This is a genomic window from Sinimarinibacterium arenosum (genome assembly GCF_005047655.1).
GTDB lineage: Bacteria > Pseudomonadota > Gammaproteobacteria > Nevskiales > Nevskiaceae > Solimonas.
Genome location: NZ_SUKF01000003.1, coordinates 527,424 through 550,425 on the forward strand (window position 1 = coordinate 527,424; position 23,002 = coordinate 550,425).

Sequence of the window (23,002 nt, forward strand, 5' to 3'; positions counted from 1 at the left end):
TCCTCGGCCGGCGCGTCAACGCTTGAACGTCGACTGCAGAATCACCATCGGCGACGGGTTGTTCGCACCGGTCGCGCCCCAGGCCCTGGCAGTCACTCGAAAGATCACGCGCTCGCTGGTTTCAGCTGCACGGTCGGAACTCAGGCTCTCACCGGGTGAAAGTTCCTCCTGCACCAGCATTTGCTCGATGATGAATTGTCCGCGCGCACTGCCAATCGGCTCGGGCGGCGCATCATCGGTGACTGTCGCATCTCGCCACTGTGTACTCCCGCGCTCCCACAGCGGCACGTAGCTCGTTCCGGGACTCTCGGGATCCGGACCGTCGTAGGTATACAAGCCATTGCTGTTGGTGAAGGCGGGCAGGGTGGGCTGCTGGACCAGCAACTCTCCTTCGCGCAGCGCTGCTTCGGCAACCTGGAACGCGATCTGCGCGTCCTGGGTGTTATTGGTCATCCGCTCTTCGAGCGTCGTCGAGCGCATGGAGCCAAGCGCCAGCAGGGTCAGCACCAGCAGCACGATCAGGCCGACGATCAGAATGACCCCCCGCTGCCGCGAGGCGTAGCTCAATATCGGTTCGCGCATCACGGCAGGCGGTTCCTCAACGAGAACGTGTATTCGACGACGCGGCGCAGGCGGCGGTCGCTGAACGGCCCCACCGTGACGCCCAGCAGTGTGAATGTGCGGTTATCGGATTCCGCGGCGTAGTCGCGCGTCCCCGCGATCAGCAGGGCGATGCGCGCCGTCACGACCTGCCGCCACGCCGCGGTATCGGCAAACGTGTCGGCGGTGCGATAGACATCCGGCACCCGGTCGGCGTTGGTGTCGACGCCGTACAGCACCTGCATGTTCTCGACGCCTTCGGCAATTTCCTGCGCGGTGCCGTCGACATCGCGCCACAATGCCGGCCCAGTGCCATTGTCGCTGTTGCGGATGTAGTAGCTAACTGTGGAGATTCTGAGAATCTGCGAACCGACCGGATATTTGCGTCCGAGATCCTTGGTCCAGTTTCCGGGTGCACCGGCGCCGGTGTTGTGCACGATGTTGCCGAAATTGGCCGGCACTCCGTTCGGCGTGCTGCCACTGGCAAGGTTGTAGTTGGTCAGCTGGAAAATCGCAGCGCCGCCGCAATCCGTGATCAGAAGAATGTCGTCGTTGGCAAACGGCGCGGGGTTCAATGGATTGGTCTTGATGTCGGCGGAAGTCGTCGGCATTTCCTTGACGACGTAGACGTCCGGATCGAACGCCGCGCGAATGGTCAGGACGTCGGTATCCGCAACCGCGCTGGCGATGGTTGCGGGCAGGCTCGGCTGCCAGGCGCCGCCGCTGCCATCGAAACCTTCGACATAGCGTTCAAACCGATACAGATAGCTACCATGCGTAAATTCTGTGCGCCCGCCACCAGCGGGATCCGGGTTCACCGTATTGCGAATTTCCCCGGTGTCGGGCAGACAGCCGCGGTAGCCGGCCATGCGCGTATCCGCAGCCATGCGCGCGAACACATAGCGCACCGTTTCCTGCCGCGAGGCCAGGGCTTCCGCCATGGTGTAGCTGCGTTTGGTCGCAAGGTAGACACTGAAAAGGCCCGCCAGCAGCACCAGTCCCAGGACCAGCGAGATCATGATCTCGATCAGCGTGAATCCTGCCTGACGGCGATGGGTGCGACGCATCACAGCTGCGTCCGTAGATTGAATGAACCGGCGCTGCCGCTGCCGGTGTCCACACGCGCGGTATCGGTCCAGGTGATCGTAATCGTGGCAATCTGCGCCTCCACCAGGACCGACCCGTCGCCATCGGGCAGTGCAGCGGCAAGCCGTGCTTTCCACTGCGACACATCGGTGGTCGCGAGGTCCCCAGCGGTCGGGGTGGTGCCGATCTGAACGTCGTAGCGCCCGGCGATCGCCTGCGCCCGATTGGCGCGCATACGGTCCAGCAGGTCATAGCCCAGTTCTACGGCGGCAACGCGCTGCGCGGAGCTGTTGCTGCGCTGGATACTGTAGGTCTGCAACGACGCGAGCCCCAGCAGTCCGATGGACAGCAGAAGTGTGGCGACCAGCACCTCGACCATGCCGAATCCCTGCTGTCGGCGCATCGCCATTTCAGCAGGCCTCCGGAGCAGTGTGCGCACGCCCCTGCAGACTCAAACTGATCGCGCGGCGCTGTAGTCCGCTGCAGTGCCCCGGCACCAGCGCAAAGCTGGCGCCAGCAGCAGCATTGAGGAATCCCTCGGTACTGAAGCGCAGGGATGAAACCGTCGCGGTCAACGTGTCTGTGCCGCTGATGCCGGGAAAAACCCGCAGCAGGACATCCGTGCCGTCGAAGGTGCCGCTGGTGCCGGTCGCGTCGGTAAAGACGATCCAGCCACCTGACCACGAGGTGGAATTGACGCAGGCATAGACACCATTGGCGTCCCGACCGTAAGGGCACATGCTGATGGCGCTCGAACGGGTCACGGCCTCGCTGCGCGCAAAACTGAAAGCACTGACCAGGGCGTTGGCTTCGGCCGCGATGCGGTTGGCGGTCAGGAACGATCCCAGTGCGGGGGCAGCGAACGCTGTCACGATTGCCGCCACCGTAATGGTGACAAGCAGCTCGAGTGCCGTGAAGCCGCCACAGGCGCGGTTCGGAGTTGAACTTGTGTGCACGGTCACGATTCCCCGTATTCCCCGGGATCGAACAATACACAATTTTGTATATCAATCGTTAACGAGCGTGCCGGGACTGCTGGCGGGCGGCAGTCACACCGCGATGGAAGGTACGCGCAATTCGCTCAGGTCGGGCAACTCCCGACCGTGCGGGAATCAGAGTCGAAACTCGCCCAACTCCTGTGCGGGCACGGCATATTCCCAGATCGCGTCAAAATCGCGCAGACGCAGGCGAGCTTCCAGCGGCGCTTCGGGTTGCCAGACAGCATCCAGCTGATCGGCGCGTTCCTTGTACAAAACCTGTCGCTCGTCGCCGATCAGATACTCGCTCGCGATCCTGCGATGTTCATCGGAAGGCTGGCGGAACTGGATCCGGCTGGACAGGCGGCGTCCAAGTTCCACCAAGTGATTGGCACTGCGAACGGTCACCTCGGGCTGCTGAATCAGCACCTGAACGCGCGTACGCTCATGCTTCAACACAAACTCGCGCACCGCGTCAGCGAATCCTTCGCCACCATAGATGCGCGCATCCAGGGTCTGGGAGAACAGGCAGACGCGCATGCGCGCCGCGCGCACCAGACGCTCCGAATGCTCGGTAAACGCCGCCGCACCCTGAATCACGCTGCCGGATTCACTGGACTCGGTCATTGCGGTTTCAGACCTGGATTCGTTGTGGTGACCGCGCTCAGACCAGCTTGGCTTGATCGACAGCGTTGCCGGTATAGCTGGAAGGCGTCATCTCCAGCAGACGCTGCTTCTCGGCTTCGGGCATTTCCAACTGGCGTACGAATTCACGGATCGCGTCACGTCCCACTTTTTGTCCGCGAGTCAGACGCTTGAGCTGCTCGTAGGGTTCCGGCAGGCCATAGCGGCGCATCACGGTCTGGATTGCTTCGCCCAGCACCTCCCAGTTGCCATCCAGATCCTGACCCATGCGCCAGGCATCGGCCTCAAGCTTGCTGATGCCCTTGGCAATGGCCTGATAGGCGACCAGTGCGTGCGCAGCACCGACACCGAGATTGCGCAAGACGGTGGAGTCAGTCAGGTCGCGCTGCCAACGCGACATCGGCAGCTTCTCGGCCAGGTGCTGCATGATCGCATTGGCCAGTCCCAGATTGCCTTCGCCGTTTTCAAAGTCGATCGGATTGACCTTGTGCGGCATCGTCGAGCTGCCGACTTCTCCGGCCACGGTGCGCTGCTTGAAGTAGCCCAGCGAGATATAGCCCCAGACGTCGCGGCAAAAGTCGAGCAGGATCGTGTTGAGTCGCGTCAGCGCGTGGAAATATTCCGCGATGTAGTCGTGCGGCTCGATCTGCGTGGTGGCGGGACTCTGACCGATGCCCAGATCGTCGAGGAAGCATTTGGCGACATTCGGCCAGTCGACGTCGGGGTAGGCGGCGTAATGCGCGTTCCAGTTACCAACCGCACCATTCATCTTGCCCAGCACTTCCACCGCGGCGAACTGTTCGCGTTGCCGCTTCAGGCGCTGTGCAAACACCGCCATTTCCTTGCCCAGCGTCGTCGGCGATGCCGGCTGACCATGCGTGCGCGACAGCATCGGCTGTTCGGCATAAGCGTGAGCCAATACGCCAATCGACTTGATCAGCTTGTCAATCACCGGCAACAGCACCTGATCGCGGGCATCGCGCAGCATCAGCGCGTGAGCGAGGTTGTTGATGTCCTCTGAGGTGCAGGCGAAATGGATGAACTCCTTGATGCCGCTGAGCTCGGCATGGGAGCTGATCTTTTCCTTCAGGTAGTACTCGACCGCCTTGACGTCATGGTTGGTCGTATCCTCGATCGCCTTGACCCGCTGCGCCTCTTCAAGATCGAACTGCTCGGCGATGCGGTCCAGCTTTTCCCGGGCGGCCGGCGACAGCGCCACAACTTCCGCCACCGCCGGCGTCGCGGCCAGGGTCTCAAGCCAGCGGATTTCGGACAGCACGCGGTAACGCATCAGCCCGTATTCGCTGAAGATCTGCCGCAAAGACACGGTTTTTTCGGCGTAGCGACCGTCGATAGGAGAGATTGCGGAAAGCGAGGTCAGATTCATTGCGTCGTTCGATAGTGGGGCAGCGGCGCCAAGATCGTTGGCGATACCGCGCCCGAAGGGGAGCAAAGCGCGTATTTTATCCGACGCCGACCCATCCCATGAAACTGCAGCGAGAGGACCCCCGATGGCCAGCAGGTATCGCGTCGAAAAAGACAGTATGGGAAGTCTTCGTGTGCCCTCATCTGCTGCTTGGGGCGTGCAGACTCAGCGGGCGATCGAGAACTTTCCGGTCTCGGGTCTGCCCATGCCGACCCGATTCATCCGCGCGCTCGCCCTGATCAAGGCCTCGGCCGCACAGGTCAATGCCGCACTCGGCGGACTTGATCCGCGTATTGCAGCGGCGATCATTGCGGCCGCAAATGAAGTCGCCGAGGGGCAACACAGCGCGCAATTCCCAGTCGACGTGTTCCAGACCGGCTCGGGCACCTCCAGCAACATGAACGCCAATGAGGTGCTCGCACATCTGGCGAGCAAGGCGTCGGGAATGAGCATCCACCCGAACGATCACGTCAATTGCTCACAGTCATCGAACGACGTGGTACCGACTGCCATTCATCTTTCCGCGGCGCTGGCTCTGAAGCACGATCTGCTGCCGGCGCTGAAACACCTGGCCGGCACGATCGAACGCAAGGGGCGCAGTCTGCGGCGCCATTGCAAGACCGGACGCACGCACCTGATGGACGCGATGCCGCTGCGTTTTGATCAGGAACTGTCGGGCTGGGCGGCGCAAATCCGCACGGCGATCGACCGCCTCGAATCCGTGCGTCCGCGTCTACACCAGCTGGCCCAGGGCGGTACCGCGGTGGGCACCGGCGTCAACGCTCCCGCCGGATTTTCCAGAAAATTCGCCACCGACCTGTCGCGTCGGACCGGTCTCAGGCTCAGCCCGGCGACCAATGCGTTCGAGGCGCTATCCAGCCAGGATACGGCGGCCGAGCTGTCAGGCCAGCTCAAGGTGCTCGCCTGTGCACTGATGAAGATTGCGAATGACCTGCGCTGGATGAATTCCGGACCGCTGGCCGGGCTCGGCGAGATCGAATTGCCCGCGCTGCAGCCTGGCTCGTCAATCATGCCGGGCAAGGTCAATCCGGTGATTCCGGAATCCGTTGCCATGGTCGCCGCCCAAGTCATCGGCAACGATGCGACGATCGCCATCGCCGCCCAATCGGGCAATTTCCAGCTCAACGTCATGCTGCCAGTCATTGCGCATAATCTACTGCAGAGCCTGCAATTGCTGACAAATGCTTCGATTCTGCTCGCGGACAAGGCTATCGCCGGATTCCGGGTCCGGGCCGAGAACCTCGCGCGTCCGCTGTCGCTCAATCCGATTCTGGTGACGGCGCTCAATCCGGTCATCGGCTACGAACAGGGCGCGGCGATTGCCAAGCAGGCCTACGCCGAAAACAGGCCCGTGCTCGATGTTGCAGCGGAGCGCACTTCGCTTGGAAAGGCCGAGCTCCGGAGTATGCTGAATCCGGAAAAATTGACTCGAAGTCCGCGGTAAAGGCGCAAGTCCAGCTGATTTTGAGTGCAAACCTCTGGTCGGGGTTACAAACCGTTTCGTCGGTCTCCTACATGAAAAACTGCCGGCAACGGCTAGCCTCATCCGATCTAGCAGGTGAGGAGACGGGTGCATGTTCGGAATCGGAGTACGGCGGTCCGCCACCGCCACGCGGATGCTGCATGCGCATCCTGCCGATGTCGTGGTCTACACCACCGCTGCGCATCTTCAGGACGCCCGCCTGGATGCCGCGCTATCTGCAGCGCTGCCGGAAAATACGGTGCATGAAATCCGCGGAGCATCGGAACTGCGCGCCGACATGCGTGCGCCGTCAGCAGAATTCATCCTGAGTCTGCTGATCAACCCCTCGGCACTTGACCCCCTGGCGGACGCGGTCCTGGATGCGCGACGTGCGGGCCGATCGACCACATTGATCGTGGCCATCAACGGGCGCCAACTTGCGGAACTTGGCCAGTGGCTGGACCGCCGGGCAAACGACGGCAAACTCGGTGGCATGCGCCTGATGCTGGGAGATACCCCCGAAGCAGTGCTGGCCGAGCTACCGCATCGACTTGGCGCTGGCGCAGACAACAATGTGATCCGCATGCCGATTTCGGCCGAAGTCGACAATTCCGCCTTCCGCAACTTCTTTACCTTCAGCCCACAGCTGGTTTCGACAGTCGAACGTATCCGCGCCTTTGCCCAGAACGGGGTGCATCGCACCTACCTGCTGGGCGGCCCCGGCAGCGGCAAGACTTCGCTGGCGTATTACTACTTCCTGTCGCGCAAGCGAGGACGTTTCGTCTCCGTCAACCTCGCCGCTGAAAATACCGGTGACAAAGCTGCGGTCAAATCGCTGCTGTGCGGGCACGTGTCCGGAGCGTTTCCCGGTGCCGGGGCGCGCACCGGTGCATTTACGCACGCGCGCGACGGGGTCTGCTTCATCGACGAGAGCCACGGCATCACCGGCCCGGTGATGGAAGTATTGATGGAGGCGTTCGACAGCGGTCAGTATCTGCCGTTTGGCGCATCAGCCAAACAGCCTCTGGATTGCGCGATCGTGTTTGCAACCAACCGCAGCTGGCAGCAGCTGCAGAGCTCGGTCAATATTGACGAATTCACGCGTCTGGGCGCGTCGACCGTCGTCGTTCCGGAGCTGCACACCCGCGAGGAAGACATGATCGCGGTTGTCGCCACAACCCTTGCGCGCCTGTCTGCACGCTGCACCACCTGGGAACCGGTGCAGGGCATCAGCGAATCGGGCTGGGCATTGCTGCGGCAAAGCCGTTGGCACGGCAACATCCGTGCTTTGGTCCGCGTGCTGGAAGCAGCCTTCGTCGACTGCGCCGCGATGGGGGCGGGTGCATTGCTACAGTCAGAGCAGATTGCGCATGGTATCGAACTCTGGGAACCGTCGTCGCACCATAGTCATACCCTTTACGCAACCGGCTGAGCGGCAACTTCGCCTGCATTGCAGGCTTCTCCCGTTGAAAGAGTCCTGGAAACTTGAGCGAGATCCACGCGCTTCCCGGCAGGGTTGAAGCTGTGGCGCCAAGCGGCGGGTACGACAATCCCTGATCAGGAAACGGGAAGGGAAGCACGTCCGGCGCAAACCCTGCGTGCAGGAATTGAAAGGCGGGCTGCGCGCGAGCAGGGGGACTGACGCGGCAAAGTCCGGTAGCATGCGCGCGCCAAAAATGTTCCATCGCAGGACACTCCCGAGCCATGACCACCATCCGCCAGGACGATTTCATCCAGTCGATCGCCGACGCCTTCCAGTACATCAGCTGCTATCACCCGCTGGATTACATCCAGGCACTGGGTGAAGCCTACGAGCGGGAACAGAACCCGGCAGCCAAGGATGCGATTGCGCAGATCCTGACGAATTCGCGCATGAGCGCCGAGGGCCGTCGACCGATCTGCCAGGACACCGGCATCGCCACGGTGTTCCTGAAGGTCGGCATGAATGTGCGCTGGGACGCCACGATGAGCGTCACCGACATGATCAATGAAGGTGTGCGCCGCGCCTACATGGACGAGAACAACAAGCTGCGCGCCTCGGTGCTGGCCGATCCGGCGGGCGCGCGCAAGAACACCAAGGACAACACCCCGGCGGTGATCCACTACGAGATCGTGGCCGGCGATGACGTCGAGGTGATCTGCGCCGCCAAGGGCGGCGGCTCCGAAGCCAAGTCCAAAATGGCCATGCTCAACCCGTCCGACTCGATCGTCGACTGGGTGCTGAAAACCGTGCCGACCATGGGTGCCGGCTGGTGCCCACCGGGCATCCTGGGGATCGGCATCGGCGGCACGCCGGAGAAGGCGATGCTGCTGGCCAAGGAGTCACTGATGGCGCCGGTGGACATTCACGATCTGATCAAGCGCGGCCCCGCCAACCGGGCCGAAGAGCTACGTCTGGAACTGTACGAAAAGGTCAACGCACTGGGCATTGGCGCGCAGGGCCTCGGCGGTCTGACCACGGTCGTCGACGTCAAGGTGTTGGACTATCCGACCCACGCGGCCAACCTGCCGGTGGCGATGATCCCGAACTGCGCGGCGACCCGTCATGTGCACTTCCACCTGCACGGGGACGGCCCAGCGCATCTGCCGCCGCCGAAGCTCGAAGACTGGCCAAAAGTAACCTGGCAGGCCAACACCGAGACCTCAACCCGTGTCGATCTGGCGACGCTGACGCCCGAGCAGGTCGCATCATGGAAGCCCGGCCAGACGCTGCTGTTGAACGGCAAGATGCTGACCGGCCGCGACGCCGCGCACAAGCGCATTGCCGACATGCTGGCCAAGGGCGAGAAACTGCCGGTCGACTTCACCAACCGCGTGATCTATTACGTCGGCCCGGTCGATCCGGTGCGCGACGAGGTCGTTGGCCCGGCGGGCCCGACCACGGCGACGCGCATGGACAAGTTCACCGAGACGATGCTGGCGCAGACCGGTCTGATTGCGATGGTCGGCAAGGCCGAGCGCGGTCCAGCGGCAATCGAGGCGATCCAGAAGCACAAGAGTGCCTATCTGATGGCGGTCGGCGGCGCCGCGTATCTGGTCGCCAAGGCGATCAAGGGCGCCAAGGTCGTTGGCTTCGAGGACCTGGGCATGGAAGCGATCTACGAGTTCGACGTCGTCGACATGCCGGTGACGGTTGCGGTCGACAGTCAGGGGACGTCCGTACACCAGACCGGGCCGAAGACCTGGCAGGCCAAGATCGGCAAGATTCCGGTCGTTAGCGCCTGACCGGAGTCAGCGTTTGGATTGAATGGGCGCCCGGCTCCCTGGCCGGGCGCTTTCTTTTTGGAGTTGCGCTAGGGCAGCAGTGCGCCGCGAATCGTAAAGAAGATCACAGCCGCCATCAGCGCCGACGCGGGCACGGTGATGATCCACGCTGCGACGATGCGCAGCACGACCGAGCGCTTGACCAGATTCTTCTGATGAACCTTGCGCAGTTGCTTGCGCTCCTGGTTTGAAATGGCGGAAACACCGGTTTTCGTACGTTGCTTGAGCTCTTTGAGCATGCGCCCTTTGTCTTCGATGCTCGCCGCCTCGAAGCGCTCGATAAAGGCTTCGACTTCATCGTGCCCGGCGTCCTGCGCGTGATGGTGTTCGCGAATCTCAAGCAGGATTCGAGCATAGTTTGCCTTCAGATATTCCCGCAGAAAGCCGACACCAAAAACCGCACCAATCGCGACATGTGTGGTGCTGATCGGCAGGCCAAGTTGGGATGCGATGATCACCGTGATCGCTGCCGACATCGCAATGCAGTAGGCCCGCAACGGGTCGATCTCAGTGATCTCACTGCCGACAGTCCGTATGACACGGGGGCCGTACAGCGCCAGTCCGATCGAAAGCCCCAAAGCCCCCATCAGCATGATCCAGAACGGCACGCGCGCCGACGTGCCGATGTGCGCGGTGCTGAGCGTGTCATGAATGGCTGCCAGCGGACCGATTGCGTTCGCCACGTCATTGGATCCGTGGGCAAAACTCAGCAGGGCGGCAGCGAACATCAAAGGCACGGTGAACAGCCGGTTGAGACTTTCGCGGTCATTGCCAAGCAAATGTTCGCGCTGGGCATAGCGACGCAGCATGACCACGTAGGTCACCGTGCCGGCACCGGCGCCGACGAATACAGCAGCCATGAACGGGACGCTGAACAGATGCTTGAGCCCCTTCAGCAACAGATAGCTCACAAACGCCCAGGCCATCAGCCCGAGCAGGATCGGCACAACGCGCCGCGCAGCCGCCATCAGATCAGCCTGATACACGATGTAGCGCTTGATGGCGTAGAGAATCGCCGCCGCGATGATGCCCCCGAACAGCGGCGAAACCACCCAGCTCGCCACGATCTGCGACATCTTCGACCAATTGGCGACATCCCAACCCGATGCGGCGACGCCGGCACCCAGTACCGCCCCCACAATCGAATGAGTCGTCGATACCGGCGCGCCGGCCCAGGTCGCGAGATTGAGCCAGAGCGCTCCGGCCAACAGAGCCGCCATCATCAACCACACGAACGTTGTGGTACTGCCAACATGGGCCGGATCGATGATGCCGCTCTTGATGGTGCCGACGACGTCGCCGCCAGCAATCAGGGCACCCAGCGCCTCGAAGACGCCTGCGATGACAATGGCCTGCGCAAGTGTGATCGCGCGCGCACCGACTGCGGGGCCCACGTTGTTGGCAACGTCGTTGGCGCCGATGTTCATCGCCATGTAGGCGCCGAACACGGCGGCGATCACCATGGTCATGCTTAAGCCGCTGGCCTGAACTCCGGTGAAGACCGCCACAGCGGCCATGAACAACAGGGACAGGCCCAACTTCAGCGGTTTCACCGCCGCCGCGTACGGCGACGCGGAATCCTTGATCTCTGGAACATTCATGTGAAAGTCGATGGTTCTTTGAAGTATTTGTTGTTGCGCTCTGCGGCGCCCTTGAATGCCGCCAGCGGTTAATTGTTTCACGAACGTCCCGTTTGACGCGCGGGAGCAACGCTGATGATTCGCCAGCGGCTACGCACACACCTACGTTTGCGCGATAATCCGTGCCTTCCCTGCATCCGCTCCCCCGGCATCATGACTCTTACATTTCGCCAGTTTTCCCTGCTGGGTTTCATCGGCTGCGTCGGTGGCATGGCGTTTGCGCTGTATTTGCAGTATTTCAGGGACTACGAACCTTGTCCGATGTGCATTTTCCAGCGCATGGCCATGATTGGCGCTGCGACGGCGTTCCTGCTTGGTGCATTACACGCACCAAAAGCCGGCGGCCGCTGGGTCTACGCGGGGTTGGCCGCGCTGACATCACTCGGCGGTGCGATCATCGCCGGACGTCATGTCTGGCTGCAGTCGCTGCCGCCGGATCAGGTTCCAGCGTGCGGCCCGACCTTGGACTATCTGCTTGACATGCTGCCCGTGATGGAAGTGGTCACGATGGTGTTCAAGGGCGACGGCAACTGCGCGAAGATCGACGCCCAGTGGCTGGGCCTGTCGCTGCCGATGTGGACCTTGATCACCTTTATCGGTTTTGTGCTGTATTCGCTGTTGCTCCCCATACTTGCTACGACGTTTGAGAGGAAATCCAGATGAGCTTTGCCACCACTGACCTGTCCGACAGCCACCCCGAAGCCCAGTGCGCTGACCCGGTCTTCGGCGATTTTGGCGGCCTGCTCGCATTCCACGGCCAGATCGTGACGCTCAAGGTATTCGAGGACAACGCCATGGTGCGTGCGTTGCTGGAAGAAAAGGGCGACGGCAAGGTGCTGGTCGTCGATGGCGGCGGTTCCCTGCGCTGTGCCCTGGTCGGGGGCAACCTCGCTGCGCTGGGCGTCGAAAATGGCTGGTCCGGCATTGTCGTCAACGGCTGCGTGCGTGATTCCGACGAGCTCAGCGAGCATGAAATTGGCATCAAGGCGATCGCTGTTCATCCGCGCAAATCCGAGAAGGGTCTGCATACCGGGCGCCGCGACCGTGTCGTCAGTTTTGCTGGCGTGACGTTTGAGCCCGGCATGTGGCTGTATGCCGATGGCGATGGCATCGTGGTTTCCGAGAGTGCGATTCATCCACAGGGAGATTGACGCCGTCGGCGCGTATTCCTGCCGCATTGGGATATTGAGCATTCGCACGCCTGGTAGCAGGCACGCCTAGTTTCGAGAAATCATATGAGTCTCATTTGCATGCCTCGCCGTGTGCTGGGTGCCGCATTGCTCGCCATCATGCTGGCGGGCTGTGGCTCCGATCCGGAAACGGTTGATGTCGTGGTGGTGGAGCAGCCTCAAGCGGCCCCGTCCAGCGCCTGCGCAGCGTCATTCGATCCGTCAAAGATCGCTTCAGGCGACGATTGCGCCCCCAAGTCGGGCGCATACTGCCCGCAGGGCAATAACGGATTGGTTGTTTTGCAACCGAATCCCATTCCCTGCGATGGCGTAACGGTCAGCACGCATGCCGTCAATGCGGCCGGACTCAGCAGCGACTATCTGGCACTGCATGGAAATGGCTCGTTCGACGCCATTTACCTGGCCCTGCATTATCTCGGCGCCAACACCGGCACCTTTGCGAATGTGGCACGCCTGCCAGAGCTGGCCAAAGCACGTCGCGTGCTGGTCATCGTGCCCCAGGCACCGTCGCCGCCTGGACTCAGCCTGACCTCGCGCTGGCCGGTGAACCCCCAGTTCGATCCCGTCGATCAGTACGTTCACTACCTTGACGCGGTCGTCAGCGACGCGCGTGAGCGGTTCAGTGTCGGAGATATTCCGGTCTATGTCGCAGGACTGTCCAATGGTGCTGTCATGGCCTACCACTACGCGTGTCGTAGCGGCGTGCCCAGTGCAATCGAGGCTGTTGCGGGCGACATCAGCGATACTGCATTCAGCGAGTGTGCGCCGTCACACGCCGTCAGTAGCGTGATCGTCCACGGCACTGCGGATGTCGTTACGCCTTATGAAGGATTGTTGGGCTTGACTGCTTCAATCCCGCAAGTTCACAGCCTTTTTCGCAACGCAGGTGGCTGCTCGCTTGACGATACGCGTACCGCGATGCCGAAGGTGGAGGATCCACTGTTGGTTACGATTTTCGACAGTGGAGTCTGCGGGGACAGAAGTCGACACCTGCTGGTCAAGGTCGACGGAGGGGGGCACACGTGGCCAGGTCATCCGCAAGGTGAAACGACGAACCTCAGCATGCTGGGTTTGCTGGGGCCGCGTACCGCGAATTTCGATGCGACGCTCCAGGGTTTCGATCTGTTGCGTCTTTCTGCCACCCGTTAAGTTTGCGCAGACTGCAATTCCCCGGGGTGCGCATCCCGCAGTTTCATTGCGCCTGCGGGGTCGCTTGGCTATAGTTCGGCGCCGCGCGGTACCCGTCACACAATCGTTATCGAGAGGTCAGCAATGAGCGCAGTCAAGGGCGTCGAAATCACCGGAGCATTGAGCCCGGCTTACAACAAGATTCTGACCCCGGAGGCGCTCAAGTTTGTCGCCAAGCTGGTCCGTAAACACGGCCCGACGCGCGACAAGCTGCTGGCCTATCGCGAGCAGCGCCAGGCGCTGGTCGACAGCAAGAAGCTCAAGCTGGGCTTTCTCAAGGAAACCAAGAAGGTCCGTGACGGCAAGTGGAAGGTCGCCGGCATTCCGGCCGATCTGCAGGATCGTCGCGTCGAGATCACCGGTCCGGTCGACCGCAAGATGGTGATCAACGCGCTGAACTCGGGCGCCAAGTGCTTCATGGCGGACTTCGAGGATTCGGCCAGCCCGACCTGGGACCTGATGATGGAGGGGCAGATCAATCTGCGCGACGCCGTCAATCGCAAGATCTCGTTCACCTCGCCGGAAGGCAAGAAGTACGCGCTGAACAAGGACATCGCCACGCTGATCGTGCGTCCGCGCGGCTGGCACCTGGACGAAAAGCACATCCTGATCGACGGCAAGCCCGCTCCGGGCGGCATTGTCGACTTTGCGCTGTTCTTCTTCCACAACGCGCAGACGCAGCTGAAGAAGGGCACCGGCCCGTACTTCTATCTTCCGAAGATGCAGTCGCATCTCGAAGCGCGCCTGTGGAACAACATCTTCAATGACGCACAGGATCTGCTGAAGATTCCGCGCAAGACCATCAAGGCCACGGTGCTGATCGAGACGATCTGGGCCGCGTTCGAGATGGAAGAGATCCTGTACGAGCTGCGCAACCACATCGTGGCACTGAACTGTGGTCGCTGGGACTACATCTTCAGCTTCATCAAGACCTACCGGAACCATGCGGACCGCATGATCCCGGACCGCCAGAGCGTCGGCATGGACCGGCACTTCCTGGACAGCTACTCCAAGCTGCTGTGCCAGACCTGCCACAAGCGCGGCGCGATGGCGATGGGCGGCATGGCCGCGTTCATCCCGATCAAGGGCGACGAAGCCAAGAACAAGGCGGTATTCGACAAGGTCCGCGCCGACAAGCTGCGCGAGGTCAACAACGGCCACGACGGCACCTGGGTCGCGCATCCGGGCTTGGTCAGCGTCGCGATGGAGGTGTTCGACCAGAACATGCCGGGACCGAACCAGCTCGACAATCTGTGCCAGAGCTACAAGATCAAGGCAAGCGATCTGCTGGAGCTGCCGACGGGCGACATCACCGAAGGCGGGCTGCGCAACAACATCAACGTCGGCATCCAGTACATCGAGGCGTGGATCTCCGGCAACGGCTGCGTGCCGCTGCACAACCTGATGGAAGACGCCGCTACCGCCGAAATTTCGCGCACCCAGCTGTGGCAGTGGCTGCGTCACGGCGCGGTGATGAAGGACAAGCGCAAGGTCACGCGTGAACTGGTGCTGCAGATCGTCGACGAAGAATTGGCGGCAGTGCGCAAGGAACTCGGTGATGCGCGCTTTTATGCAGGCCGCTTCGCGGAAGCGGCAGGTATCTTTGCGCGCATGTCGACTGCGACGCGCTGCGCAGACTTCCTGACCTTGCCGGCCTACGCTTACCTCGACTAGGCTGCAAGCGGACGACGGATCCGGATGAGGGCGCGGCTACCGCGCCCTCATCATTTGTGAGGCCGTGAACGGGGAGCATTGGGTGGGCAAGCGGATCCTGGCGGTGTACTTCTCGCAGACCGGGCAGCTCAAGCGCTGCGCGGAGGCGATGGCCGCGCCGGTGCAGGCGGATCCGCAGATCGCGCTGGACTGGTGCGAATTGCGTCCGCAGGCGCCGTATCCGTTCCCATGGCCGTTCTTCACGTTCTTCGACCAGTTTCCGGAGACCGTGCATCTGGTGCCGCCGGCGCTGGAACCGCTGCAGATTCCCGCGCAGCGTTACGACCTGATCGTGCTGGCATATACGGTGTGGTTTCTGTCGCCGGCGCCGCCGGTCACCGCATTTCTGAAATCCGACACAGGCCGGGCGCTGCTGCACGACACGCCGGTGATCACCCTGATCGCCTGTCGCAACATGTGGCACATGGCGCAGGAACAGGTAAAAGCGTTGCTGGCCGACGCCGGCGCGCGTCTGTCCGACAACGTCGTGCTGACCGACGCCGGCAGCAGCCTTGCCACCTTCATCACCACGCCGCGCTGGATGCTGACCGGACGCACCGATCCGCTGTGGGGACTGCCGGCACCGGGCATCCGCGATTCGGAGATCGCAGCGACGCGTCGTTTCGGCGATGCGATCGTCACAGCGCTGCATGAGAACCGGGTGGATGGACGCACGCCGGTGCTTAGCGGACTCGGCGCGGTCGATGCCGACGTGCGACTGGTGCCCAGCGAGAAGATCGGACGTCGCAGTTTCTATCTGTGGGGCAAGCTGATCCGCGCCTGCGGCAAGCCCGGCGCGGCGGCACGCAAACCGGCCCTCGCGCTGTATGCCGTGTTTCTGGTGCTGATGATCGTGACCGTGGTACCGGTCACGATGCTGTTGCGTGCGCTGCTGCGTCCGCTGACGCGGCGCCGCCAGGCGGCGCAGAAAGCCTATTTCGAACAACCCTCCGGCAGCTCGCGGCTGCGCCTCGACGAGCGCGCGCATGGCTGAGGTCTTCATCACCCGACTGGCCAGCGCGTTACCGAATGCGCCGGTCGACAACGACGACATCGAAGCCGTGCTTGGCCAGGTCGGGGATCGACCGTCGCGCGCCCGCGCCCTGGTATTGCGCAACAACGGTATCCGCCGCCGGCACTATGCGATCGATCCGGCGACCGGGACGCTCACGCACACCAACGCGCAACTGACTGCCGAAGCCGTACGCGGTCTGGTCGGTGACGATTTCGCGCTGGACGATATCGACGTCCTTGCCTGCGGCACCAGCTCGCCGGACCAGCTGATGCCGAATCACGCAGTGATGGTTCACGGCGAACTCGGCCAGCGCAGCTGCGAAGTCGTCTCCACCTCCGGGATCTGCGTCAGCGGCGTGATGTCGCTGAAGTACGCGGACCTGGCGATCCGCGCCGGACAGGCCAGCACCGCGGTCGCCACCGGCTCCGAACTCGCTTCGTCGTTCATGCGCGCCGGCAACTTCGCCGCGGAAAATGCCGCGCGGGTCGCGGCGCTGGAGAAGCGTCCGGCACTGGCCTTCGAGAAGGACTTCCTGCGCTGGATGCTGTCCGACGGCGCTGCCGCGGCCTTGCTGCGGGACCGGCCGAACCCCGCAGGGCTGTCGCTGCAGATCGAATGGATCGATCAGTTTTCCTTCGCCAACGAACTGCAGCCGTGCATGTATGCCGGCGCGGACAAGGACGCCACCGGACGCCTGGTCGGCTGGCGCGAATTCGCTTCGGCCCAGGAGATCGCGGAGCGCTCGGTGATGTCGGTCAAGCAGGATGTGCGCCTGCTCGAAGATGGCATCCGCTACAGCGCCCGCGCCGGCTTCGAGGCAATGATCGCGCGGCGCGGCATTGCCGCGGATTCGGTCGACTGGTATCTGCCACACTATTCCTCGGCGCATTTCCGTCAGGTCATGTTCGAGGTGATGCCGGAACACTGGCGCATTCCACAGTCACGCTGGTTCACCAACCTGAGTGAGCGCGGCAATGTCGGCTCGGCGTCGATGTATCTGATGATCGAGGAGCTGCTGGCGTCGGGACGTCTGACTCCCGGCCAGCGCCTGCTGTGTTTCGTGCCGGAAAGCGGGCGCTTCTCGATCGCCTTCGTGTGCCTGCGCGTGGTCGGAGCCGGCGCATGAAACAGTCCGAAGTGCCGCAGGATCAGCTGGCGTATTACGGCGATGCACGGCGCGCGGTCTATGCCGTCGACGACAGCGGTCACTACACCACGGTCGCTTCAACCGGCTGGAGTGCCGAGGCCCAGGTCAACGCTGATGCGGTGGCCGAATTCGAGCGTCTCGCGCAGGAAGCCCGCACACGGGTGGAGCAGGGGCGCTCGTCGCCACTGGACTATCACATGTACGCACGCCGCATGGACCTGCCGATGCTGGCGCAGAGCTCCGGAATCTGGCGCTGGCGCGTGCGTCGTCATTTGCGTCCCCAGGTCTTCCAGCGTCTGCCCGAGCGCCTGTTGGCGCGCTACGCCGAGGCCCTGGGTCTGAGCATCGCCGCGCTGAAGGAACTGCCGTGATCGTCGAGAACTTCCGTCACCGCCACGCCGGTCATTGCGAAAGCGGGGTCACCAGCAGTCTGCTCGGCCATTACGGGCTGGAACTGTCGGAGCCGATGGCGCTGGGTCTGTCGGCGTCGCTGACGTTTGCCCATATCCCCTTCGTCAAGGTCGGGGGGCTGCCGCTGACGGCCTACCGCATGCCGCCCGGCAGCATCTACAAGGGACTGCGCAAGCCGCTGGGCCTGCGCATGGCGCAGCAGCGGTTTCGCGATCCCGACGAGGCGATGCGCGCCCTCGACGCCGAGCTGGCCGCAGGCCGTCCGCTGGGCCTGCAGACGTCGGTCTACTGGCTGCCGTATCTGCCGGCGGAGATGCGTTTCCATTTCAACGCCCACAACATCATCGTCTTCGGCAAGGACGGCGACGACTATCTGGTCAGCGATCCGGTGTTCGACCAGCCGCAGCGGTGTCCCGCGGCCGACCTGCGCAAGGCGCGCTTTGCACGCGGCGTGTTCGCCCCCAGGGGACTGCAATATCAGCCGCAGCATTTCGAGCGCGATTTCGATCTCGATGCCGCGGTGCGGCGTGCCATCGCCAAAACCTGGAAGATGATGCTGTATGCGCCGGTGCCGATGGTCGGCGTTGGCGCGATCCGGCGCCTGGCCCAGCGCATCGAAGCGTTTGATCGCAAGCTGCCGGATGTGCGGCTGCAGCGCCTGTTCATCGGCAACATCGTGCGCATGCAGGAAGAAATCGGCACCGGCGGCGGCGGCTTCCGCTTCATGTACTCGGCGTTCCTGCAGGAGGCCGGCGAAAAACTGTCGCAGCCGGCGCTGCTCGACGCGTCGACGCGGATGACCGCCGCCGGCGATCAATGGCGGCAGTTCGCGCTCCTGGGCGCGCAGTTCAGCCGCAAGAAGGACATCACCCTGCAGCAGATCGCTGAGGCGCTGCGCACGGTTGCGCAGACCGAACGGGCGGTCTATCTGCAGCTCAAGGACTGGAGCAAGGGCAGGGCGCCGGCGGATGGCGCGCAAGCCGCCTAGGCGCGTCGAACGCGCAGCAGATAGTAGCCACCGTCGCCGCTGTGATTGACCTGCAGCAATCCGGGCGCTGAATCCAGCAGCAGAAATCCGATCAGGCGCGCCGCCGTGGTCGCAGTCGAGTAGGTGGCATCCGCGTCCAGCGCCTGTGCATCCCGACGCACCGCGCGCAACGCGTCGATGTCTGCCCTACTGCAGCGGTGGCCGATCGCAACGCGCCACTGCGCCGGCGCATCTGCAAGCGCGCGCTGCGCCTGCTCCAGGGTCGAGCAGCGCTCGATCGGATCGATCAGGCCGAGCGGCGCGGCGCAGTCTGCGTCCAGATAGAACCAGTGACTGCTTTCGCTCAATTCGGCAGTCGCCGGCAGCCCCAGCCGCAGGCGTTGCTCGGCCAGCGGCCAGACACCCTCCTCGACATAGCCCAACAGCGCGCGACGATGCCGGGCACTCTGCAGCTGCAGCAGCTCCAGAGCGCATTCCAGACTGGCGCTGTTGCGATGCACCGCCAGCTGCGGCCCGCGCATGCGCAGATGCTGCGCGATGTAGAACCCGGCCATGTTGCCGGAGATGTTCATGAACTCGAACGGGGTCGGCGGCCGCGCCTCGGCGATCACGCCGCGCAGCGCGCGCACGCAATCGGCCAGCATCGGCGCCTCGGAAGCAAGATACAGCGCCGTATCGTCGCCGACGCCGCCGGCTTCGCGGCCACAGCGCAGCGCACCGTAGACCGCCAGTTCGATGAAGCGGTTGATGCGGCGGAATGCCTGGCCGGTCATGTCCAGCAGCTCCGCGCGCAAGTCCTGCGGCGCATCGTCGAGAATGCGCTCGTGCGCCGACACGGCGGCAAGGCGCAGAGGCTCAGCGTTCACGATCGAGCACCAGTGCGCAGTTGTTGCCGCCAAAGCCGAAATAGTTCAGCAGGACCGGACCGCCCGACCAGGCCCGTGTCGCGGTTAGCGGCTGCGCGCCGATCTCCGGATCCGGCTGCTCGTAGCCGCGGGTCACGGGCACACTGCCGCGATCCAGGCAGGCGGTGAACGCCAGGGTCTCCAGTACGCCGCAGGCCCCGAGGGTATGTCCGAGCACCGGCTTGATGGAGGTAAACGGCGGCAGCGATGGACCAAAGCATTCCCGCATACCCAGACCCTCAGCCAGATCGTTGGCGCGCGTGCCGGTGCCGTGCGCCTTGATCGCACCGATCCGCGCCGCCGGGATCGCACTGTCCGCCAGCGCATCGCGCAGGGTGGCCGCAATCTGATCCGCCGACGGATTGGTCGGATGCGTGGTGTCGCACAGGGTCGCGCCGCCGAGTATCCGCCACGCGGGCTGCGCCGTCGGCGCCTCACGGCTCAGGACCAGCGCCGCCGCGCATTCGCCAAGCACGATGCCGTCACGTTGCAGGTCGAAGGGGCGGCTGCTCGCGCGCGTCGCCAACATCATGCTGAAGAACCCCTGCTGCGACAGCCGGTTTTCAATCTCGACGCCGACCACGAGCGCATCGTCGAGCCGGCCTTCACGCAGCATCCAGCTCGCATACAGCAAGGCGTTGGCTGCGCTTGAACAGGCGGTGGCGATGGTGTAGCTGGGGCCATCCAGATGCAGCTGCTGATGCAGCCAGGTCGCCAGCCGGCTCTGGTCCGGTCGATGAATCGGCAAGGCCTCTGCGTTGTTGGCATAAGCCTCTGCGTATGCCCGCTCGTGATGATGGATGCCACCGGAGGAACTGCCGACGAACAGGCCGATCCGGCGCCGCCGCGCTGCGGACAGCTGTGCATCGTCGAGCGCCGTACGGGCGACCTGCAGCAGCACCGCATCGGCCGCGGCGCCGGCGTCGAGCGCGCGGAAGTAGGGCAGTTCGATCTCGCGCCCGAGGCTTGAAAATCGCACCTGAGCCGGTGTCGTGCTCAGGGCCAGACAGGCGTCGGCGAGCGCGACGCGACCGCGGCCGGCCGCAGACACTGCATCGCCGCCGCGCAGATAGACCGCCGCCGGCGCATTGGCAGACATCACGTGCAGCGTCACTGCGGCTGGATGTAGTCGGCCAGCGTATCGATGTTGACCAGGATCCTGCGCATCTGCTTGGGATCCTCGATACGCAAATTGAACTGCATCTGGAGCGCCATCGAGATCTGCAGGCCGTCGACCGAGTCCAGCTCCAGCGCCGACCCGGGGCCGAACAGCGGCTGGTCGTCGGGCAGGGTGGCCGGATCGACGTCCTTGTCGGTCTCCGTCACGATCATCTGCTTGAGACGCGCCTTCAGCGCAGGATCCTGCGAACCCTTCATGGTGTTGTCGTCGTATTGGTTGAATTGCGGCGCAGCAGCCCTGCCGCCAGCGCCAGGCAGCTGAGGCCGAATCCGGCCAGGCTCATTGCTTCCGGCAGAGCGTCCTGCCAGCCTCCCTGGCGCAGCACGATATCCCAGAAGCCTTCGAGGCTCCAGGCCATCGGCGACACCCCGGTAAGCTGCTGCATGGTGGCCGGCATCACCAGTTTGGGCACCATCACGCCGCCCAGCGCCGCGAGTATCAGGCTGATCGCACCGCCGGCGATCGTCGCTTGCAGCGTCGTGCGCACCCGGACAGCAACCAGCAGTGCGAGACCAATCGCCGCCAGACTGGTCGCCGTGCCGATCATCCACAGTCCGAACACGCTGTGACCGACGGTGAATCGGTCACCGCCCAGCGCCGGCACCAGCCACACTCCGATGGCGATCATCACGACCATCTGCAGCAAATTCACCAGGTAATACGGCAGCACCTTGCTGGCCAGCAGCAGCGTCGACGACACCCCGAGCACGCGCAGCCGCAGCAGACTGCCTTGCTGCCGTTCGACGACAAAGGCACTGGCCAGCGGAATCACCGCGAAGAACATCGCGAAGATCAGCCATGCCGGAACATTCTGTTGCACCGAGGTCGGCGTGACCGCCGGGGTGCCGTCTGCGCTTCGATAGCGCTCCTCGACCGGCAGACGCCTGGGATCACCGAGATACCGCATGGTCTGCATCTCGGCGTCGCTGTACCCCATGACCTCGGCCATCAGGTAATCCGACTGCACCGATAACAGGCATTGACGCACGCTCAACGCCGCTGCCGCGCGCAGCTGCGGCAGCACACTGGGCTGGAATTCGAGCTGAAGCATCGGCGGTTCCGCGACGCCATCGCGAAACGATGCGGCCAACTCGTGGCGCGTCGCGAGAAACTCCGAGAATCCCGGCACCACGTGGATCACCACGTCGGCATCCTCCGCCGCGACCTGGCGAAATCCCTGCTGCTGCCACAGGGTCCCGACGAAGTCATGTGCCAGCGTTCCGCCGTCTTCGTCGATCACCGACACCGCGATGCTGAAACCTGCATCCGCACGGAAGGCATCGCGCAGCGACAACGACATGATCAGGATAAACAGCGTCGGCACCGCGAACAGCACCAGCAGGCCGTGACGATCACGCGACAGCAGGCGCAATTCCTTGCCGCACAGCGCGGCGAACGCTCGCATCGGATACGGCATCAGATCGAATCCCGCAGCCGCGTGTGGGTCAGCCGCAGAAATGCGGCTTCGAGTCGTTCACCCTCGATGCGCAGGGCGTCCAAAGGACCCTGCGCGACGAGCTGCCCCTGGTCCAGGATGGCGGCACTGGCGCACAGGCGTTCGATCTCTTCCATGTAATGCGTGCTGTACAGCACCGTGACGCCGTCCTGCGCCAGGTTCCGCACCGCCTCGATCAGGAAATTACGCGACTGCGGATCGACGCCGGCGGTGGCTTCATCCAGGCACAACACCTGCGGTTCGCCGAGCAGGGCGATGGCGAAATTCAAACGCCGCTTGAGCCCACCGGACAGCGTTTCGGCCCGCTTGCCGCGATGTGCCTTCAGGTCGGCCACCTCCTGAGCGCGCGCCAGAGAGTGCGCGGTCGCACGCGGCGTCAGGCAGGCGAACAGTTCGAGATTCTCGGCCACAGTGAGTCCCGGATAGAACGCCAGCTCCTGCGGCGCGTACCCGAGCAATGCCCGAACCGTTGCGGGCTCCTGCGCGAGCGCGTGACCACCGATGGTGACGCTGCCACTGTCCGCCGTCAGCGTGCCGGTCAGAATCGACATCAGCGTGGTCTTGCCGGCGCCGTTGGGTCCCAGCAGGCCAAACAACCCCCCGCGTGGCACGTGCAGCGAGACGTCATCCAGCGCGGCCTGGGCGGCACCGGGATAACGCTTGTTCAGATGCTCGAGACGGATCACCG

At 63.4% G+C, this 23,002-nt stretch carries 23 protein-coding genes; 11 read left to right on the forward strand and 12 right to left on the reverse strand.

The window, feature by feature from the left end:
• Positions 1-15: 15 nt before the first annotated feature.
• The 6 genes from E4T66_RS08800 to purB all read right to left on the reverse strand — a co-directional run bounded on the left by E4T66_RS08800 (position 16) and on the right by purB (position 4,695).
• Positions 16-582 (reverse strand): pilus assembly PilX family protein, encoded by a 567-nt coding sequence (locus E4T66_RS08800; RefSeq protein ID WP_136848629.1) that lies wholly within the window; start codon positions 580-582, stop codon positions 16-18.
• A complete protein-coding gene (locus E4T66_RS08805; RefSeq protein ID WP_136848630.1) occupies positions 582-1,667 on the reverse strand; it encodes a PilW family protein in 1,086 nt (361 codons plus the stop codon). The genes E4T66_RS08800 and E4T66_RS08805 overlap by 1 nt, the downstream gene beginning before the upstream one ends.
• Positions 1,667-2,095 (reverse strand): type IV pilus modification protein PilV, encoded by a 429-nt coding sequence (gene pilV, locus E4T66_RS08810; protein WP_136848631.1) that lies wholly within the window; start codon positions 2,093-2,095, stop codon positions 1,667-1,669. Before pilV ends, E4T66_RS08805 begins: the two co-directional genes overlap by 1 nt.
• A gap of 1 nt (position 2,096) precedes the next feature.
• On the reverse strand, positions 2,097-2,642 hold the full coding sequence (locus tag E4T66_RS08815) for a GspH/FimT family pseudopilin (protein ID WP_169577553.1): 546 nt from the start codon (positions 2,640-2,642) through the stop codon (positions 2,097-2,099).
• 156 nt (positions 2,643-2,798) lie between these two features.
• Positions 2,799-3,290, reverse strand: coding sequence for a DUF7931 domain-containing protein (locus E4T66_RS08820; RefSeq protein ID WP_136848633.1), 492 nt, complete (start codon positions 3,288-3,290; stop codon positions 2,799-2,801).
• Positions 3,291-3,327: 37 nt separating this feature from the next.
• Positions 3,328-4,695 (reverse strand): adenylosuccinate lyase, encoded by a 1,368-nt coding sequence (gene purB / locus E4T66_RS08825; protein WP_136848634.1) that lies wholly within the window; start codon positions 4,693-4,695, stop codon positions 3,328-3,330.
• A gap of 124 nt (positions 4,696-4,819) precedes the next feature.
• On the opposite strand from purB, the gene E4T66_RS08830 reads away from it, so the two are divergent.
• From E4T66_RS08830 to E4T66_RS08840, 3 genes are all read left to right on the forward strand, one after another.
• Positions 4,820-6,199 (forward strand): class II fumarate hydratase, encoded by a 1,380-nt coding sequence (locus tag E4T66_RS08830; protein ID WP_136848635.1) that lies wholly within the window; start codon positions 4,820-4,822, stop codon positions 6,197-6,199.
• Between the two features lie 130 nt (positions 6,200-6,329).
• Positions 6,330-7,649: a sigma 54-interacting transcriptional regulator gene (locus tag E4T66_RS08835; protein WP_136848636.1), complete on the forward strand. Its 1,320-nt coding sequence runs from the start codon at positions 6,330-6,332 to the stop codon at positions 7,647-7,649.
• A gap of 272 nt (positions 7,650-7,921) precedes the next feature.
• Positions 7,922-9,442 (forward strand): fumarate hydratase, encoded by a 1,521-nt coding sequence (locus E4T66_RS08840; RefSeq protein WP_136848637.1) that lies wholly within the window; start codon positions 7,922-7,924, stop codon positions 9,440-9,442.
• A 68-nt stretch (positions 9,443-9,510) separates the two neighbouring features.
• Here E4T66_RS08840 and E4T66_RS08845 read toward each other — a convergent pair whose 3' ends face one another.
• The gene (locus E4T66_RS08845) at positions 9,511-11,082 is read right to left on the reverse strand and encodes an inorganic phosphate transporter (protein ID WP_136848638.1); all 1,572 of its coding nucleotides are present in this window, start codon (positions 11,080-11,082) and stop codon (positions 9,511-9,513) included.
• 114 nt (positions 11,083-11,196) lie between these two features.
• Here E4T66_RS08845 and E4T66_RS08850 point away from each other — a divergent pair, with 114 nt between their 5' ends.
• From E4T66_RS08850 to darH, 8 genes are all read left to right on the forward strand, one after another.
• Positions 11,197-11,784 carry a disulfide bond formation protein B gene (locus tag E4T66_RS08850; protein WP_248679558.1) on the forward strand — a complete coding sequence of 196 codons (588 nt, stop codon included), beginning with the start codon at positions 11,197-11,199 and terminating at the stop codon, positions 11,782-11,784.
• Entirely contained in the window at positions 11,781-12,272 is a 492-nt protein-coding gene (rraA, locus tag E4T66_RS08855) for a ribonuclease E activity regulator RraA (RefSeq protein WP_136848639.1), read from the forward strand. The genes E4T66_RS08850 and rraA overlap by 4 nt, the downstream gene beginning before the upstream one ends.
• A 126-nt stretch (positions 12,273-12,398) precedes the next feature.
• Complete coding sequence (locus tag E4T66_RS08860; RefSeq protein WP_136848640.1) at positions 12,399-13,460, forward strand: CE1 family esterase; 1,062 nt, start codon at positions 12,399-12,401, stop codon at positions 13,458-13,460.
• Positions 13,461-13,583: 123 nt separating this feature from the next.
• Positions 13,584-15,173, forward strand: a complete 1,590-nt coding sequence (gene aceB, locus E4T66_RS08865) for a malate synthase A (RefSeq protein ID WP_136848641.1) — start codon at positions 13,584-13,586, stop codon at positions 15,171-15,173.
• Between the two features lie 82 nt (positions 15,174-15,255).
• A complete protein-coding gene (locus tag E4T66_RS08870) occupies positions 15,256-16,206 on the forward strand; it encodes a dialkylrecorsinol condensing enzyme (RefSeq protein WP_136848642.1) in 951 nt (316 codons plus the stop codon).
• Entirely contained in the window at positions 16,199-17,353 is a 1,155-nt protein-coding gene (locus tag E4T66_RS08875; protein WP_136848643.1) for a beta-ketoacyl-ACP synthase III, read from the forward strand. The genes E4T66_RS08870 and E4T66_RS08875 overlap by 8 nt, the downstream gene beginning before the upstream one ends.
• Complete coding sequence (locus tag E4T66_RS08880; RefSeq protein ID WP_136848644.1) at positions 17,350-17,745, forward strand: DarG family dialkylresorcinol biosynthesis protein; 396 nt, start codon at positions 17,350-17,352, stop codon at positions 17,743-17,745. The genes E4T66_RS08875 and E4T66_RS08880 overlap by 4 nt, the downstream gene beginning before the upstream one ends.
• On the forward strand, positions 17,742-18,773 hold the full coding sequence (gene darH / locus E4T66_RS08885) for a BtrH-related acyltransferase DarH (RefSeq protein ID WP_136848645.1): 1,032 nt from the start codon (positions 17,742-17,744) through the stop codon (positions 18,771-18,773). Before E4T66_RS08880 ends, darH begins: the two co-directional genes overlap by 4 nt.
• On the opposite strand, the gene E4T66_RS08890 is transcribed toward darH, so the two are convergent.
• From E4T66_RS08890 to E4T66_RS08910, 5 genes are read right to left on the reverse strand one after another with little or no spacing between them, the layout of a single operon-like run.
• Positions 18,770-19,639 (reverse strand): hypothetical protein, encoded by an 870-nt coding sequence (locus E4T66_RS08890; RefSeq protein WP_136848646.1) that lies wholly within the window; start codon positions 19,637-19,639, stop codon positions 18,770-18,772. The genes darH and E4T66_RS08890 overlap by 4 nt on opposite strands.
• Positions 19,629-20,792, reverse strand: coding sequence for a beta-ketoacyl synthase N-terminal-like domain-containing protein (locus E4T66_RS08895; RefSeq protein ID WP_211242826.1), 1,164 nt, complete (start codon positions 20,790-20,792; stop codon positions 19,629-19,631). Before E4T66_RS08895 ends, E4T66_RS08890 begins: the two co-directional genes overlap by 11 nt.
• Positions 20,789-21,055 carry an acyl carrier protein gene (locus E4T66_RS08900; protein WP_136848648.1) on the reverse strand — a complete coding sequence of 89 codons (267 nt, stop codon included), beginning with the start codon at positions 21,053-21,055 and terminating at the stop codon, positions 20,789-20,791. The genes E4T66_RS08895 and E4T66_RS08900 overlap by 4 nt, the downstream gene beginning before the upstream one ends.
• Complete coding sequence (locus tag E4T66_RS08905) at positions 21,052-22,275, reverse strand: ABC transporter permease (RefSeq protein WP_136848649.1); 1,224 nt, start codon at positions 22,273-22,275, stop codon at positions 21,052-21,054. Before E4T66_RS08905 ends, E4T66_RS08900 begins: the two co-directional genes overlap by 4 nt.
• Positions 22,275-23,000, reverse strand: coding sequence for an ABC transporter ATP-binding protein (locus tag E4T66_RS08910; RefSeq protein ID WP_136848650.1), 726 nt, complete (start codon positions 22,998-23,000; stop codon positions 22,275-22,277). The genes E4T66_RS08905 and E4T66_RS08910 overlap by 1 nt, the downstream gene beginning before the upstream one ends.
• Between the last annotated feature and the right edge of the window lie 2 nt (positions 23,001-23,002).

Bases quoted from the DNA above. Each gene is read 5' to 3' on its own strand.
- E4T66_RS08800 (WP_136848629.1), bottom strand. From the start codon at position 582: ATGCGCGAACCGATATTGAGCTACGCCTCGCGGCAGCGGGGGGTCATT.
- E4T66_RS08805 (WP_136848630.1), bottom strand. From the start codon at position 1,667: ATGCGTCGCACCCATCGCCGTCAGGCAGGATTCACGCTGATCGAGATC.
- pilV (WP_136848631.1), bottom strand. From the start codon at position 2,095: ATGGCGATGCGCCGACAGCAGGGATTCGGCATGGTCGAGGTGCTGGTC.
- E4T66_RS08820 (WP_136848633.1), bottom strand. From the start codon at position 3,290: ATGACCGAGTCCAGTGAATCCGGCAGCGTGATTCAGGGTGCGGCGGCG.
- purB (WP_136848634.1), bottom strand. From the start codon at position 4,695: ATGAATCTGACCTCGCTTTCCGCAATCTCTCCTATCGACGGTCGCTAC.
- E4T66_RS08830 (WP_136848635.1), top strand. From the start codon at position 4,820: ATGGCCAGCAGGTATCGCGTCGAAAAAGACAGTATGGGAAGTCTTCGT.
- E4T66_RS08835 (WP_136848636.1), top strand. From the start codon at position 6,330: ATGTTCGGAATCGGAGTACGGCGGTCCGCCACCGCCACGCGGATGCTG.
- E4T66_RS08840 (WP_136848637.1), top strand. From the start codon at position 7,922: ATGACCACCATCCGCCAGGACGATTTCATCCAGTCGATCGCCGACGCC.
- E4T66_RS08845 (WP_136848638.1), bottom strand. From the start codon at position 11,082: ATGAATGTTCCAGAGATCAAGGATTCCGCGTCGCCGTACGCGGCGGCG.
- E4T66_RS08850 (WP_248679558.1), top strand. From the start codon at position 11,197: ATGATTCGCCAGCGGCTACGCACACACCTACGTTTGCGCGATAATCCG.
- rraA (WP_136848639.1), top strand. From the start codon at position 11,781: ATGAGCTTTGCCACCACTGACCTGTCCGACAGCCACCCCGAAGCCCAG.
- aceB (WP_136848641.1), top strand. From the start codon at position 13,584: ATGAGCGCAGTCAAGGGCGTCGAAATCACCGGAGCATTGAGCCCGGCT.
- E4T66_RS08875 (WP_136848643.1), top strand. From the start codon at position 16,199: ATGGCTGAGGTCTTCATCACCCGACTGGCCAGCGCGTTACCGAATGCG.
- E4T66_RS08880 (WP_136848644.1), top strand. From the start codon at position 17,350: ATGAAACAGTCCGAAGTGCCGCAGGATCAGCTGGCGTATTACGGCGAT.
- E4T66_RS08900 (WP_136848648.1), bottom strand. From the start codon at position 21,055: ATGAAGGGTTCGCAGGATCCTGCGCTGAAGGCGCGTCTCAAGCAGATG.
- E4T66_RS08905 (WP_136848649.1), bottom strand. From the start codon at position 22,275: ATGCCGTATCCGATGCGAGCGTTCGCCGCGCTGTGCGGCAAGGAATTG.